This window comes from Candidatus Leptofilum sp. (genome assembly GCF_965223525.1).
GTDB lineage: Bacteria > Chloroflexota > Anaerolineae > Promineifilales > Promineifilaceae > Leptofilum.
Genome location: NZ_CBDCWX010000004.1, coordinates 1,036,162 through 1,049,739, shown reverse-complemented (window position 1 = coordinate 1,049,739; position 13,578 = coordinate 1,036,162). Strand labels below are relative to the sequence as shown.

Here is a 13,578-nt window from a genome sequence, read left to right as displayed (position 1 = left end):
GTGAAATGCAGCAAAAGATAGTTGGCTTTCATAAAGATAAGGTGGGTGATTGGGTGGCCGATTTGGCCTGCGGCCATGGCCAGCATGTGCGGCACAATCCGCCGCTGACCAGCCGCCCCTGGGTGCTCACAGAAAGCGGGCGGCAGCACTTTTTGGGGGCCGTGCTGAACTGCAAGCATTGTGACGAAGAGCAGGATTCGTAAGTCAATTTTATAAAATTGAGCTACGACGTGATATATTTGGATGATGGAAACGGCCGTAACCCAAGCAACCCAAAAAATCATCTCCCGCTGTGCCTTGATGCACGACTTAAACGATGCAGAATGCCTGGCAATTATTGAACAAAGCCAGCAATGCCGTGTTGAGAAAGGGCGCTTCTTTTTTCATCAGGGGGAAGATGCAGTCAAGATGTACATCATTTCGTCTGGGCGGGTGAAGTTAACGCAGGTGACCCAAGCGGGTGATCAGGTGATTGTGGGATTTTGTAGCCCTGGGGATGGGTTGGGTATTATTGTGGCCCTCAGCCAGCTTGAATACCCGCTTTCGGCTGAGGCGGTGACGGATTGTACGGCCGTTTCCTGGCAGCGTGGGCAAATGGAGCAACTGATGCTCACCTATCCCCGGTTAGCGTTAAACGGTACCGGGATGATTGCCCAGCGCTTTGTGAAGCTGCAAGATCGGTACCGAGACATTGCCACGCGCCGCGTGGAACAGCGCATTGCCCGCGCTTTGCTGCGCCTGGTGCGCCAATTTGGCAAAAAGGCGGAGCGTGGGGTGTTGATTGATATGCCGCTTTCTCGGCAAGATTTGGCAGAGATGACGGGGACGAATATTTACAACGTCAGCCGGATTTTGAGCAAATGGGAGCGGGCAGAGTGGGTGTCTAGCCAAAGGCAGCGCATCATTTTGTGCAAGGCACATGAACTGGTGGTATTAGCCGAAGATTTGGCCTGATTCCGTATTGGATGGCGCTATGGAAAATTCCACGATAACCACAGAACTTATTGCTGAGAAAATGATTTCAGATTTATTGGAGCGTTGGCCAGAAACGGCCGTTCTCTTCAAAAAACACAACATGGCCTGCGTGGGTTGCGCGGTAGCTCCGTTTTACTCTGTTGATGATGCCATCACTATCTATAGCCTTCAACGAGATGAATTTCTTGCGGAACTCATGTTGCTCATTCGGGAATAAGCCCAGCGAAAAATTTTTAACGAAACATTGTTCTATTTTGAACTATGCAGAATGTTAAAAGAGTTTTGTTTCCAGTCGCTCAGAAATTGATCAAGCGTATTTAAAGTGCGGTTCGCGTTGGGGCAGGTTGATGGTGTGGAGTTTGACCTGCACGGGCGTATCCAGCGGGGTAGGCTCTTTTTGATAGATACTGGTTTCTATGCCCAATTCTGGTAACAAAATCAGGTCGCGTTTGCCTCTGCGGTCAATCACGATGCCTTCGCCTGTCCATTCTGGATTTCGCTGTAGGTAAACGGCCGTCCAATGTCCATTCGATAGCCGTTCAGCATACCGAATATCGCCGCTCACGGCGTAAGCTGCCCCGACTCGCTCCATCACCGCTTGGTCATCCAGCAGCGATTCGCCGCGCAAAAAGGCGCGTAGCTGCTGGTGAACTACCAAATCCAGGTAGCGGCGCAGCGGGCTTGTCGCCTGCACGTATTGATCCAGCCCCAATCCAGCGTGTCGTCCGGCCAGGTTGCCTGGCTGGCTGGCGGTCATCGTTTTGCGGCGGGCAAAGTTGGCCGAAGGAGTATCTCCTTCCACAATTTCGGTGGGGGCATCCTGCGTGGTGAAGGGGATGGGGATGTTGTGCTGCTGGGCAAATTGGGCCACGGCTCCGCCCGTCATCAGCATCGCTTCGCGGACGAGATCACGGCTTTGGAGGGGGGGCAACGGCTGTATTTCCACCTCACCAGCCTCATTCAGCCGAATTTTAACCTCTGGCAAATCAATTTGCACCGCGCCGTTGGCAATACGTCGCCTTTCAAACGCTTTGGCAATTTCCAGCAGTTCACGAAACGGGGATTCGTCCAGCCGTGCCTGCGCTTCATCATAGCTTAGGCGGATAACGCGCACGGTGCTTGGCACAATTTCCACGTTTGTGATGGTGCCGTTGGGCTGCACGTCTAAGCCAAACGAGAGGGCAGGCGAGGTGTCTGCTAATCCCAAAGCCAGGGCGGAGGTGGCGGCTTCGGGCAGCATGTGGATGGTGCCTTCTGGCAGGTAGAGGTTGGCTCCACGGGCGCGGGCCTCTAAATCGGCGGGGCTATTAGGGGGGATGAGGGCGGCAACGTCGGCGATGTGTACCCAGAGACGGCCGTTTTCCCAGCTTAGCGCATCATCCGGATCACGACTGCCCGCATCGTCAATTGCCAGGGCTGTCAGGTGGGTCAAATCCTGCCGCTCTTCATCGGGCAAGCTAGGGATAGTGTAGTTTGGCTGGCTTGTGTTCACGCCGAGGCGGCTCGGGTAGGGATTGACGGTTTCGTCCCAGTAGCCCAGCTTGAGCAGCAGGGCATGAGCATTTTCTGGGGTTTCGCTCTGGTTCAGATTGCGTAGCACCTGGCTTTTTTCCTGTTGTCCCATCCCCACAGCGGCGATTTCTTGGAGGAAACGGCCGTCTTCCAAAGTGTATTGATTTTGCTGAAATCGCGCGGTAAAGGCATCCCACGCCGCTGCTTCGGCGACTTTAGCGGCGCGTTTTTTTTGTTCAGCGGCAACCTCCTCAGCGGAATGTACGGTAATCGCTTGCATGTTGCCACTGAAATGAAGCCCGTTGTTTACCGCTTGCCAAATGGCCCAGGCGGTGGCGGGGCTAAAATCATCATAGGCCAGTTCAGATAACTCTTCTAGGCTGGTGGTTTCGCCAGCGAGCAGCTCCCAGGCGGTGAGCAGTTCACCCTGTGGTTGGGCAAGTTCGCCAAAATTGCGAAGTGGCCCAGGATGTAGCAATTCAACATCTTTAGGTCGCACAGAAACGGCCGTGCCGTCCTGCAACGCAATATTAATTTTTTTACCACCTACGTTGGTGATGCGGGCAGCCTGATTTTTGTAGAGAACAAAATTGTCGGCACGAAAATTGTCATTCATGCTGCAATTGTAATGAGCGGTTGCCAAATACGCTATTCACATTCAACATATTGTTCTTGGCTGTTTGGCGTTTCTTTGGGATTGGCTGCAGTGGCGGGAACGGCCTTTAGCCGGTTAATGCTGCCATAATCAGAATTAGCAAAGCAAAAATAATCACGCATCGGTCAAAGAATGTCTGTGTCATTGCAAAAACTCCTTTTCTTCATTTCCATACTCTCAACGACAATCGCGCTTATTTTGTTCCCAGCCTGGGTCATGTGACTGTCATGTGACGACCGGCACTGATGGATATGACCCTGCCTCTGTTAAGGTGAACGCATCAAGTTCACGATTATGGAGGTAAACCTGATGAATACATTGACAAGCTGGATGGATTCAAAGCAGTCACAGGCATCATTGTGGCAGCGGATTATTGGTACAGATAGATTTTTAGCCTGGGTTGCGGCGGGCAGTGTGGTTTTATTTGTGGCAACAATTGTGCTTTCAATCTTCGATTCGCGGTTGATTACGGGTGCACCGGCCTGGATTAAGCCGATGAAGTTTGCTATATCCACAATTTTATATGCCGGTACGCTGGCCTGGATGTTGAGCTTTGTGAAGGGATATCCGCGTTTGGTGCGCTGGATTGGTGGTCTCACGGCGCTGGGTTTGGTGGTGGAGCTGGCGGGTATTTTCTTTCAGGCGGGGCGTGGGGTGGCTAGCCATTTTAATGTGAGTACACCGCTAAATGCGGCCATCTTCTCGCTGATGGGGACGTTTGTGATGGTGATTTGGGTGATGAATGTGGCTACGGCCGTTCTGCTGATGCGGCAAAAGATGGAAAATCGGCCGTTTGCCTGGGCCTTGCGGCTGGGTTTGTTAGTAACGGCCGTCGGTTCTATTCTGGGCTTCATGATGACCCAGCCAACGCCAGAGCAGTTGGCTGCGCTGCAGGCTGGCGAAACGGTAAGCGTCGTTGGCGCACACAGCGTCGGCGTGGCGGATGGTGGTGCTGGCTTACCGTTTGTGGGCTGGAGCACTGAAGGGGGCGATATGCGCCCCGCGCACTTTGTGGGCCTGCACGCGCTGCAGCTTATTCCACTGCTGGGCGTTTTTGTGAATCGCCGTTTTAACACTCGGCTTTCTGAGGGACGTCGTACGGCGTTAGTGGCCATTGGCGGTTTGGGCTACCTGGGTTTTGTGCTGCTGCTATTGTGGCAGTCGCAGCGGGCGCAGCCGCTCATTGCGCCAGATGCCCTTACGCTAACTGTTTTAGGGGGATTGGTTGGAGCGGTGTTTTTGGCAGCAATGGCCGTTGCTGCCAAAAAGCGCATCGAGCCTGAAAAGTTAACGGTAAATTAGGCAGATGGCCATTCTGGTTTATAATCTAATTTAGGCAGATAAGTGGTGGGGATTAGAGATTGGAGATCAAAAGCTCTAGTCTCTAATCTCCTTTTTTTATGAAAAAACTCACAAAGGCACAATCCAACTATAGCTTTTGGCTGCTTAACGCAGCAGCTTACCTCACCTGGCTAGGTGTTTTTGTGGCGACGCTGCCCGATTTGACTGGTGACCCAAACAGAACCTGGATTTTGGTTTTGTTTGGTCTCTTTTTTGTGGGGCTTACCGCTTATGCTTTTTTAGAAGAGCGGCCAACCCTTTTGCATCTTTATTTGCTTATTCAGGTTATCATCGTTTGGTATCTTTCTGGGCTGGTTCCCAGATCGGCAAACAGCAATGTGTCTACCTTGCTGTTTGTGTTGAGTGCCCAAGCGATGCTCTTTTTACCGCTCATTCCGGGGCTGGTGTGGATTGCCGTGTTTATTGTCGTTACCTTTTTGGGGGGTGTATTCGCGTTTGAGGTGATCCATGCGATAGATTTTGTGGCCATGATGGGGGGCTATCTCTTTTTTGGCACGTTTGGTGCAGCACTGCGCCAGGCCAATGAGGCACGGCAGCAAACCCAGCAGCTTCTGGCCGATTTGCAAGAGGCGCACGATCAGTTGCAGGCGTACACGGCACAGGCACAGCAGTTGGCAGTGGCTGAAGAGCGGAACCGGCTGGCGCGCGAGATGCACGATGCGCTGGGGCATCGCCTAACGGTGGCGGTGGTTCAGCTAGAGGGGGCGCAGCGGCTGATTCCCACAGAACCAACTCGTTCTGCCAACATGATTGGCACCATGCGCGATCAGTTGAAGCAGGCGTTGGCAGAACTGCGGCAAACTGTGTCGGCCTTGCGCTCTCCTGAATCATCCCCTTCGTTAAATGGCTCTTTGGAAACGGCCGTCACCCATCTGGTGCAAACATTCCAAGAAGCAACCGGCCTGCCAGTCCATGTGACGCTGCCAAATGAACTGCCGCTGCTGCCAGAAGCCCATCGGCTGGCGCTCTACCGAGCTGCCCAAGAGTCGCTTACCAATGTGCAGCGGCACGCTAGCGCCGAGCAAGCCTGGCTTGCTCTTTCTGCCGATGGGTCTCAGGTGACGCTCACTGTGGCCGATGACGGGCAGGGGTTTCAGCAAGAGGTGACCGACGGCCGTTTTGGGCTAGTGGGCTTGCAAGAGCGGGCCAAGCAGTTGGGTGGCTTTCTTGCTCTGGGAGCGTCAGAGCGAGGCGGGGCGCAGCTTCGGCTGCAGCTACCCATCCCCACTGTGGAGGCAGCCGATGCCTGAGGCCATTCGCGTGCTTTTGGTAGATGATCAGCGACTCATGCGAGACGGCTTGCGTACTTTGTTAGAGCTAGAGTCAGACATCGAGGTAGTGGGTGAGGCCAGCAATGGGCAAAAAGCCATACAAGTCTATGCAGACCTTCAGCCAGATGTGGTGCTGATGGACGTTCGGATGCCGGTGATGACCGGTGTGGAGGCAACTGCCCGGCTGTGCCAAGATTGGCCTGACGCCAACATCATCATTCTCACCACGTTTGATGACGACGCCTACGTTTTTGAAGGGTTGCGCGCTGGTGCCAAAGGGTATTTGCTGAAGGATGTGTCGGGGGAGGAGTTAGCAACGGCCGTGCGCGCCGTGGCAGGTGGCAGTGCCTTGTTAGGTTCGGCCGTGGCTCAGCGGGTGTTAACCCAATTCGCAGGCATGGCATCCCAGAAATCGGACACTGCCTTACCTGAACCACTTTCTGACCGTGAACTGGAAATTTTACAGCTCATCGCTCTGGGGTTGAGCAACCCAGAAATTGCCACCCGGCTTTTTCTGGCTGAGGGTACGGTGAAAAATTACGTCTCCAGCATTTTGCAAAAAACCAATACCCGTGATCGTACCCAGGCAGTGCTAAAGGCACAATCTTTGGGATTGCTCACTTCGTAACGGCCGTTTCCGCTTGACTCTCCCCTCAGGGCAAGGTGTATCATAGTTGCAGTTCTGGCCCGAACAAACTTTATTCACGGTAGGAGAGATGAATGCTCAAGATTGGGGAGTTTGCCAAACAAGCGCAAATTACTGCCAAAACGTTGCGCCATTACGAAAAGCTCAACTTGCTTAAGCCAACCTGGATAGATCGCTTTACTGGCTACCGCTACTACTCGCGGGAGCAATTTTCGCGACTTAACCGGATTGTTGTTTTGAAGGATTTTGGCTTTACATTGGAGCAAATTGGCCAAGTTTTGCAGGAGGATTTGAGCGTGGATGAGTTGCGCGGCATGTTGCGGTTAAAACATGCCGAATTGGCCCAGCACATTCATGAAGAACAGGCTCGGCTGGCAAGGATTGAAGATCGGCTTATCCGCATTGAGCAGGCAGATGATTTCCTCTTAGCCCTCATCTCTCAACAAAAGGAGCAACTAGAAATGGAAGCTGAAATTGTGACGCTGCCCGCGTTCACGGCCGTTGGCCTGATGTACTTCGGCAAAAATGAAAACCAGGAGATTCCCCAAGTGTGGGGCAAGCTAAACGCACGCATTGGTGAGATTGCCAACAAAAATGGGATTGCATATGGCGTGTGTGGCGAGATGCATGAAGACGGCCGTTTCAAATACATGGCTGGCTACGATGTATCAGAGGTAACCAGTTTGCCCGATGGCATGGAACGCTGGGACGTGCCGGAGCAAAAATATGCGGTCTTCTCCTGCACCCTCAAGACGATTGGCCAAACTTACCAATACATTTTTGACACCTGGTTTGCCAAATCTGGCTATGAAAAAGCAGACGGCCCAGACCTTGAATATTATGGCGATGAGTTTGATTTGAAAACAGGGGAGGGAATGGCGATTTACATGCCGGTGAAGTAGAGATTTAGATTGTTTGCGAAACGGCCGTTCCGGGTGGGGAACGGCCGTTTTTAGCGAAAACATGCGGATTTTGGCTTGTTTTTTTTAAGTACCTTTTCGCACTTCTACTCCATAAACCCCTTGTTCCTTATCCTTATCCATCAAAAGTTGGATAGCAAAATCCATCAGGAGCTAGATGATGCCACAAAGCCAATTGCCCTATACTTTCTTCATCTTACTTGTGGAGGCACAAAATGAATGGTGCAAAGGAAGTTGTGGAGAAATGAAGTGGAAATGGGGAAATGTCCCAATTCCGATACAGCACCTTGCCGGACTAATTCTTGGCACTATGCTCCAAGTGTCGGTTCCGCGACCAATTTTCAATGACCCGCGAGTCGGGAACATCCTTGGTTTGGTGATTGCCGCGACAGGTATTGGAATTGTTATCTGGTCTGTCATTGCGGCGGGACATGTTGATATTGAATCTCCACAGAAGCTCGTTACCTCCGGGCCTTATGCTCGAAGTCGTAATCCAATGATGTTCGCTTGGACACTCATTTATGTGGGGATCGCTTTAGTGGCAAACTCTGTTTGGATTCTTGCTCTCCTTGTATTGGTCATTCTTGTCACGCACTTTGCTGATATTCCCAAGGAGGAGCGGTTCCTTGAGAATCAATTTGGAGATGAATATATCGAATATCGGCATCGAGTGCGCCGTTACTTATGAGGCGTTCTCTGTAATCAAACACCCAACACTTGGCAGCCTAACAACTCGTTAGCCCGCTTGCCGCACCACGGCGGCTCTGGCACTGAAGGTGTGCGTAACATGTAGCCGCTTCGGTTCCCCCGCTTTACGCGTTATCTTCATTTATTAACTGATGTTACGCACTTCGTCTAGGGAGACTACAAAAGTCTTGGCCGCATTTCAGGTACTTGCCTGACTGAGTAAGACTTTTGTAGTCTTGGACTGTGTAACATGAGTTATTAACCTCGGTGGTTATGGACTATACTAATTACATGACAGAAAATCAGGCAAACACCAAGCGCGAAGTATGGGAACAGTGGGATTGGATTTGGCATCTAACTTCCTATGCTGTTCTGGCAATATTAATTGTTCTTGTATTTCGTCGAGACCCACCTGTTGAGCGGTTACCGCTTTTTTTTATCCTTTCAGCACTATTGGCTATTTGGTATTTCCCTTTCGTCACAACCCCCGTTGTGCGGTGGTACGATACACCTCGACGTGGGTTACTGTATTTTCTCATTGGTTTCGTATTATGGGGTGGGCTGCTTGCCATAACTGGATCTTCCCTGATGCTAACCGCGATGTTCAGCATCATGATCTTCACCCGCTTCCCCATTCGATGGGCAATCGGTATCATGATTTTCCTAACGTTGGGCTTTCTCCTCCTCTATCTCCTTCTCTACCCCTCAGAAAATTGGTTACTCATCGTTTTGGTTGTTTTGGCCTCGTTGTTCTTAGCCGTCCTAATGGGCAATTTCATCACGGCAATTGCTGGTCAAAGTCTGGAGCGTCAGCGCCTAATCGAAGTAATGCAAAAGAATCGTGAGTTGGAAGAAGCTTATTTACAACAAGAAATCATGTTGAGACACAACGAAAAACTGGCGACTTTAGGCAAGCTCAGTGCTGGGATCGCCCACGAGCTGAATAATCCGGCTGCTGCCGCCCAACGTGCCGCAGCTCAATTACAAAGTACGCTCTTGGCGCTGGAACAAGCTGAATTTGAAGTAGGCGAGTTGAACCTTTCTACGCCGCAACTTAAGGCTTTAGAATCGCATACCCAACGCATCTATGAACGGGTTAGGCAACCCATCTTTTTAGATCCACTCACCCGTAGCGACCGGGAGTATGAAATAGAAAGTTGGCTCGAAGGGAAAGGGATGGAGGACGCTTGGGAATTTACCCCCGCGCTGGTAAACATTGGCTACACTTCCCCAAACTTATCGAATTTAGCAGATGTCTTCACTGACGGGAAAATTGCAGGGGTTGTGGCTTTACTAAGTCACGTTTATGAAACTCGAAATTTGCTTGCGGAAATTGGGCAAGGAACAGGTCGCATTGTCGAAATTGTCAAAGCCTTAAAATCATACAGTTACCTTGATCAGGCCCCGATACAATCAATTGATATTCATGAGGGGTTGAACAACACATTGGTCATTTTGCAGAGCAAACTGAAGGATGGGATTGAAGTGCGTCGTGACTATGCCCCAGAGTTGCCGGATATTGATGCCTTTGGCAGCGAGCTTAATCAAGCTTGGACCAATATTATTGACAATGCCATTGACGCAATGACGGGACAGGGCACACTCATCCTGAAAACCTACCAAGAAGATGAGTGGATTGTTGTGGAGATTGCGGACACGGGGCCAGGCATTCCTCCGGAGATTCAAGAAAACATCTTTGATCCGTTCGTGACGACCAAACCACCGGGTGAGGGAAGCGGTTTGGGGCTAAATATTAGCCACCACATTATTGTTCAGAAGCATAGGGGACAAATAAGCGTTACCTCCAAGCCTGGACAAACCTGTTTTCAAGTAAAACTTCCTATCCATTTTGAAGAACCAGAGGCAGGGATTTAATTCTTCCACCACTCGGCAATTCACCCTTGTTAGAGTACCATACAGAATTTCAACTCCCATTATTGCCTTATATGTAATCGGCAAGAAGTTCTTGAAATTAGCGAGCCATGATTTTGGCCGCTTACCTGAGTAAACCGCAGAGCAATGGCTTCTTTTTCATCCGAAAACTTTCTGCGGTTTACTTAATGGTACTGAATTAGGAAACAGTATGAAAGGCCTGAAACTAAGGCGGGTAATCGTAACGCTGCTTGCCAGTGTTGGCGTTACCTCAGACGATGACGAAGGTATACGCCTACAAAAAACGATCCTCATTGTTACGACAGTCATCATTAGTGTGATGGCTGTCGTGTGGGGCTTATTCTATCTCTCTCTCGATCAACCCTTAGCTGCTTCGATTCCTCTATCTTACTCGTTAATTTCATTTGTTAACCTTATCCTCTTACGTAGAAAGCTGGATTTCCCGTTTTTCCGCACTAGCCAGCTTTTGCTTTTTCTGCTGCTACCCTTTTTTTTAACGCTCGTGTTAGGCGGTTTTGTCAATAGTAGTGCTGTTATCTTATGGGCTTTGCTTGCTCCTCTTGGGGCTCTCCTTGGCGGTCAATCCCGGCAAGCAATGTACTGGTTTTTGCCTTATGTTGCTTTAGTCCTTATCAGTGGGTTTGTTGACTCATTTTTGAGACCGAAAATTCTTGATGAAAATGTTATTACATTTTTCTTTGTTTTAAATATTGGTGCAGTTTCATCTGTTGCTTTTTTTCTATTGAATTACTTTGTAAAACAGAAGGATTTGTTGATCGAAGTGATGCAGAAGAATCGTGAGTTGGAAGAAGCCTATTTACAACAAGAAATTATGCTGCGGCACAACGAAAAGCTGGCGACTTTGGGTAAACTCAGTGCCGGGGTGGCCCATGAGTTGAATAATCCTGCTGCGGCTGCACAACGTGCCGCTACCCACTTGCAAAGCACCCTCTTGGAACTGGAACAAGCTGAGTTTGGCTTAAGGCAGTTGAACCTTTCGCCAGCGCAGCTTAAGGTTTTAGAATCACATATCCAGCTCATCTATGAGCGCGCTAGGCAACCGACCTTTTTAGACCCTCTCACTCGTAGCGACCAGGAATATGAAATAGAAAACTGGCTCGAAGATAAAGGGGTGGGGGAGGCTTGGGAATTTGCTCCAGCTCTGGTCAATATCGGCTATGGTTCTCCAGAGTTGTCCAGTTTAGCCAATCACTTCGCCGGTGAGCAATTTACGGGTGTTGTCGCTTTACTGAGTCATATTTATACAACTCGGAATTTGCTTGAGGAAATTGGACAGGGAACTGGTCGCATGGTTGAAATTGTCAAAGCCCTCAAGTCATATAGTTATCTTGATCAGGCTCCAAGACAATTGATTAATGTTCACGAGGGGTTAAACGACACATTGGTCATTTTGCGGAGCAAACTGAAGGATGGGATTGAAGTCCGCCGTGACTATGCCCTAAAGTTGCGGGATATTGAGGCCTTTGGCAGCGAGCTTAACCAAGTTTGGACCAATATTATTGACAATGCCATTGGCGCAATGGCCGGGCAGGGCACGCTCGTTTTGAAAACCTATCAGGAAGATGAGTGGATCGTTGTGGAGATTACAGATACGGGGCCAGGCATTCCCCCTGAGGTTCAGAAAAACATCTTTGATCCGTTTGTTACGACCAAACCACCGGGAGAAGGAACCGGTTTGGGGCTAAATATTAGCCATCACATTATTGTTCAGAAGCATAAAGGACAAATAAGCGTCACTTCCAAACCCGGGCAAACCTGTTTTCAAGTGAAACTGCCTATCCATTTTGATAACAACCTCTGAGGTTTAATTTTCTAACCAAAGAAGAAATTCACAATAAGGTATGATCCATGGCTAAACCAATTATTTTGACTGTTGATGATGAAGTACAGGTGTCCAATGCGATTGAGCGTGATTTGAGGCGCTATTATGGTAAAGAGTATCGCATTGTAAAAGCCACCTCTGCGGCCTCAGCTCTAACAACCGTGCAGCGGCTTAAACAGCGTAACGATCAGATTGCCCTCTTTTTGGTAGACCAGCGTATGCCGGACATGGAAGGCACTGAGTTTCTGGCCGAAGCAATGAAAATATATCCTGATGCCCGCAAAGTGTTGCTTACTGCTTATGCCGATACTCAAGCGGCCATTAGCGCGATCAATACTGTTGGGCTGGATCATTACCTGATGAAGCCTTGGGATCCTCCTGAACAAACGCTTTATCCCATTCTGGATGATCTGCTGGGCGATTGGCTGGCGACGGCTCAGATACCTTTTGACGGGATTCGGGTAGCGGGGACGCTATGGTCACCAGCTTCTCACAGAATTAAAGATTTCTTGGCTCGAAGCCAAATCCCTTATGAATGGCTGGATATTGAGCAGGACGCCGAGGCTAGGGCCTTGGTGGAGACGGTAAATGAAGATCAACATCGCTTGCCGATTCTCTTTTTTCCTGATGGCCAAATGTTAATAGCGCCTGATATTACGGCCGTTGCGGACAAAGTAGGCTTGCAAACACAACCAACGCAGCCTTTTTATGATCTCATCATTATTGGTGCTGGGCCAGCCGGACTGGCTGCTGCTGTTTACGGTGCTTCTGAGGGATTACATACCCTGCTAATTGATAAAGAAACAACAGGCGGACAGGCAGGTACTAGTTCACGCATTGAGAACTATTTGGGCTTCCCCAAAGGCTTAAGCGGGGCTGACTTGGCACGCCGAGCCACCGCCCAGGCCACCCGCCTGGGAGCGGAGATATTGACAGCCCAAGAGGTTGTGCAGATCAGTATCAACGATCCTTATCGGTCTGTTACGCTGGCTGATGGTACTGAATTGAACTGTCGGGCACTTATTATTGCTACGGGTGCTTCGTTACGCACCCTTGATGTTCCCGGTATTGAAGCGGTCACGGGTGCTGGGGTTTATTATGGGGCAGCCATAACCGAAGCGGCTTATTATAAAGGTGAACATGTCTTTGTTGTCGGTGGGGCTAACTCAGCTGGTCAAGGGGCGATGTTTTTCTCTCGTTATGCCAGTAAGGTGACGATGCTCGTGCGCGGCAGTGCTTTGAATAAGGGGATGTCGCAATATTTAGTGGATCAGATCGATAGCACAGAAAATATTGAAGTCTGCGTGCGGACGAGTGTCATTGAGGTAAAAGGCGCGGATCGGCTTGAAGCGCTGGTTATCCAAAATAACGACACGGGTGAAACAGAAACTGTATCGGCCGCAGCTCTTTTTGCTTTTATTGGTGCCAAACCGCATACGGATTTTGTTGCCAATATTGTGGAGCGAAATCGGGTGGGCTTCATTTTGACTGGATCAGATTTAACGCGTAACGGCCGTCGCCCTCAAAACTGGCGGCTGAAACGAGACCCCTTTTTGCTGGAGACCAATGTGCCAGGCATTTTTGCAGTGGGTGATGTGCGGCAAGGGGCTATCCGGCGGGTGGCTTCGGCGGTGGGACAAGGTTCAACGGCCGTTAGTTTTGTCCACCAATATTTAAAAACTGTCTAGCTTTCCTATCATTCTAATTATTTGAAACGGTGAAGGTGGGGGAAAACGTCCATTTTTCCTACCTTTTCTCACTTTGCCAACCCATCCTCCAAATCCATCAAGCCCTTCCCAATTGAAATGTGAAAG

The 13,578-nt window shown here is 50.0% G+C and carries 12 protein-coding genes; 11 read left to right on the top strand and 1 reads right to left on the bottom strand.

The features are described from left to right. Positions 1–5: 5 nt before the first annotated feature. The 3 genes from ACOQPM_RS04615 to ACOQPM_RS04605 are packed head-to-tail and all read left to right on the top strand — an operon-like array spanning position 6 to position 1,192. The gene (locus ACOQPM_RS04615) at positions 6–203 is read left to right on the top strand and encodes a DUF3565 domain-containing protein (RefSeq protein WP_420628057.1); all 198 of its coding nucleotides are present in this window, start codon (positions 6–8) and stop codon (positions 201–203) included. 40 nt (positions 204–243) lie between these two features. Continuing rightward, positions 244–954, top strand: a complete 711-nt coding sequence (locus ACOQPM_RS04610; protein WP_420628056.1) for a Crp/Fnr family transcriptional regulator — start codon at positions 244–246, stop codon at positions 952–954. A gap of 19 nt (positions 955–973) precedes the next feature. Next, positions 974–1,192 (top strand): hypothetical protein, encoded by a 219-nt coding sequence (locus ACOQPM_RS04605; protein WP_420628055.1) that lies wholly within the window; start codon positions 974–976, stop codon positions 1,190–1,192. A 90-nt stretch (positions 1,193–1,282) separates the two neighbouring features. On the opposite strand, the gene ACOQPM_RS04600 is transcribed toward ACOQPM_RS04605, so the two are convergent. Beyond that, positions 1,283–3,103, bottom strand: coding sequence for a ribonuclease catalytic domain-containing protein (locus tag ACOQPM_RS04600; RefSeq protein ID WP_420628054.1), 1,821 nt, complete (start codon positions 3,101–3,103; stop codon positions 1,283–1,285). Positions 3,104–3,451: 348 nt separating this feature from the next. Here ACOQPM_RS04600 and ACOQPM_RS04595 point away from each other — a divergent pair, with 348 nt between their 5' ends. The 8 genes from ACOQPM_RS04595 (at position 3,452) to ACOQPM_RS04560 (ending at position 13,452) form a co-directional block, all read left to right on the top strand. Then, complete coding sequence (locus ACOQPM_RS04595) at positions 3,452–4,444, top strand: hypothetical protein (protein ID WP_420628053.1); 993 nt, start codon at positions 3,452–3,454, stop codon at positions 4,442–4,444. A 98-nt stretch (positions 4,445–4,542) separates the two neighbouring features. Continuing rightward, on the top strand, positions 4,543–5,754 hold the full coding sequence (locus ACOQPM_RS04590; RefSeq protein ID WP_420628052.1) for a sensor histidine kinase: 1,212 nt from the start codon (positions 4,543–4,545) through the stop codon (positions 5,752–5,754). After that, complete coding sequence (locus ACOQPM_RS04585) at positions 5,747–6,403, top strand: response regulator (protein WP_420628051.1); 657 nt, start codon at positions 5,747–5,749, stop codon at positions 6,401–6,403. The genes ACOQPM_RS04590 and ACOQPM_RS04585 overlap by 8 nt, the downstream gene beginning before the upstream one ends. Before the next feature lie 92 nt (positions 6,404–6,495). After that, a complete protein-coding gene (locus ACOQPM_RS04580; protein ID WP_420628050.1) occupies positions 6,496–7,323 on the top strand; it encodes a MerR family transcriptional regulator in 828 nt (275 codons plus the stop codon). Between the two features lie 175 nt (positions 7,324–7,498). Then, a complete protein-coding gene (locus tag ACOQPM_RS04575) occupies positions 7,499–8,029 on the top strand; it encodes a methyltransferase family protein (protein WP_420628049.1) in 531 nt (176 codons plus the stop codon). A 272-nt stretch (positions 8,030–8,301) separates the two neighbouring features. Next, on the top strand, positions 8,302–9,903 hold the full coding sequence (locus ACOQPM_RS04570) for an ATP-binding protein (protein WP_420628048.1): 1,602 nt from the start codon (positions 8,302–8,304) through the stop codon (positions 9,901–9,903). 208 nt (positions 9,904–10,111) lie between these two features. Continuing rightward, positions 10,112–11,743 carry a sensor histidine kinase gene (locus tag ACOQPM_RS04565; RefSeq protein WP_420628047.1) on the top strand — a complete coding sequence of 544 codons (1,632 nt, stop codon included), beginning with the start codon at positions 10,112–10,114 and terminating at the stop codon, positions 11,741–11,743. Positions 11,744–11,790: 47 nt separating this feature from the next. After that, positions 11,791–13,452, top strand: coding sequence for an FAD-dependent oxidoreductase (locus ACOQPM_RS04560; protein WP_420628046.1), 1,662 nt, complete (start codon positions 11,791–11,793; stop codon positions 13,450–13,452). Positions 13,453–13,578 lie beyond the last annotated feature (126 nt).

Bases quoted from the DNA above. Each gene is read 5' to 3' on its own strand.
- ACOQPM_RS04615 (WP_420628057.1), top strand. From the start codon at position 6: ATGCAGCAAAAGATAGTTGGCTTTCATAAAGATAAGGTGGGTGATTGG.
- ACOQPM_RS04610 (WP_420628056.1), top strand. From the start codon at position 244: ATGATGGAAACGGCCGTAACCCAAGCAACCCAAAAAATCATCTCCCGC.
- ACOQPM_RS04605 (WP_420628055.1), top strand. From the start codon at position 974: ATGGAAAATTCCACGATAACCACAGAACTTATTGCTGAGAAAATGATT.
- ACOQPM_RS04600 (WP_420628054.1), bottom strand. From the start codon at position 3,103: ATGAATGACAATTTTCGTGCCGACAATTTTGTTCTCTACAAAAATCAG.
- ACOQPM_RS04595 (WP_420628053.1), top strand. From the start codon at position 3,452: ATGAATACATTGACAAGCTGGATGGATTCAAAGCAGTCACAGGCATCA.
- ACOQPM_RS04590 (WP_420628052.1), top strand. From the start codon at position 4,543: ATGAAAAAACTCACAAAGGCACAATCCAACTATAGCTTTTGGCTGCTT.
- ACOQPM_RS04585 (WP_420628051.1), top strand. From the start codon at position 5,747: ATGCCTGAGGCCATTCGCGTGCTTTTGGTAGATGATCAGCGACTCATG.
- ACOQPM_RS04580 (WP_420628050.1), top strand. From the start codon at position 6,496: ATGCTCAAGATTGGGGAGTTTGCCAAACAAGCGCAAATTACTGCCAAA.
- ACOQPM_RS04575 (WP_420628049.1), top strand. From the start codon at position 7,499: ATGATGCCACAAAGCCAATTGCCCTATACTTTCTTCATCTTACTTGTG.
- ACOQPM_RS04570 (WP_420628048.1), top strand. From the start codon at position 8,302: ATGGACTATACTAATTACATGACAGAAAATCAGGCAAACACCAAGCGC.
- ACOQPM_RS04565 (WP_420628047.1), top strand. From the start codon at position 10,112: ATGAAAGGCCTGAAACTAAGGCGGGTAATCGTAACGCTGCTTGCCAGT.
- ACOQPM_RS04560 (WP_420628046.1), top strand. From the start codon at position 11,791: ATGGCTAAACCAATTATTTTGACTGTTGATGATGAAGTACAGGTGTCC.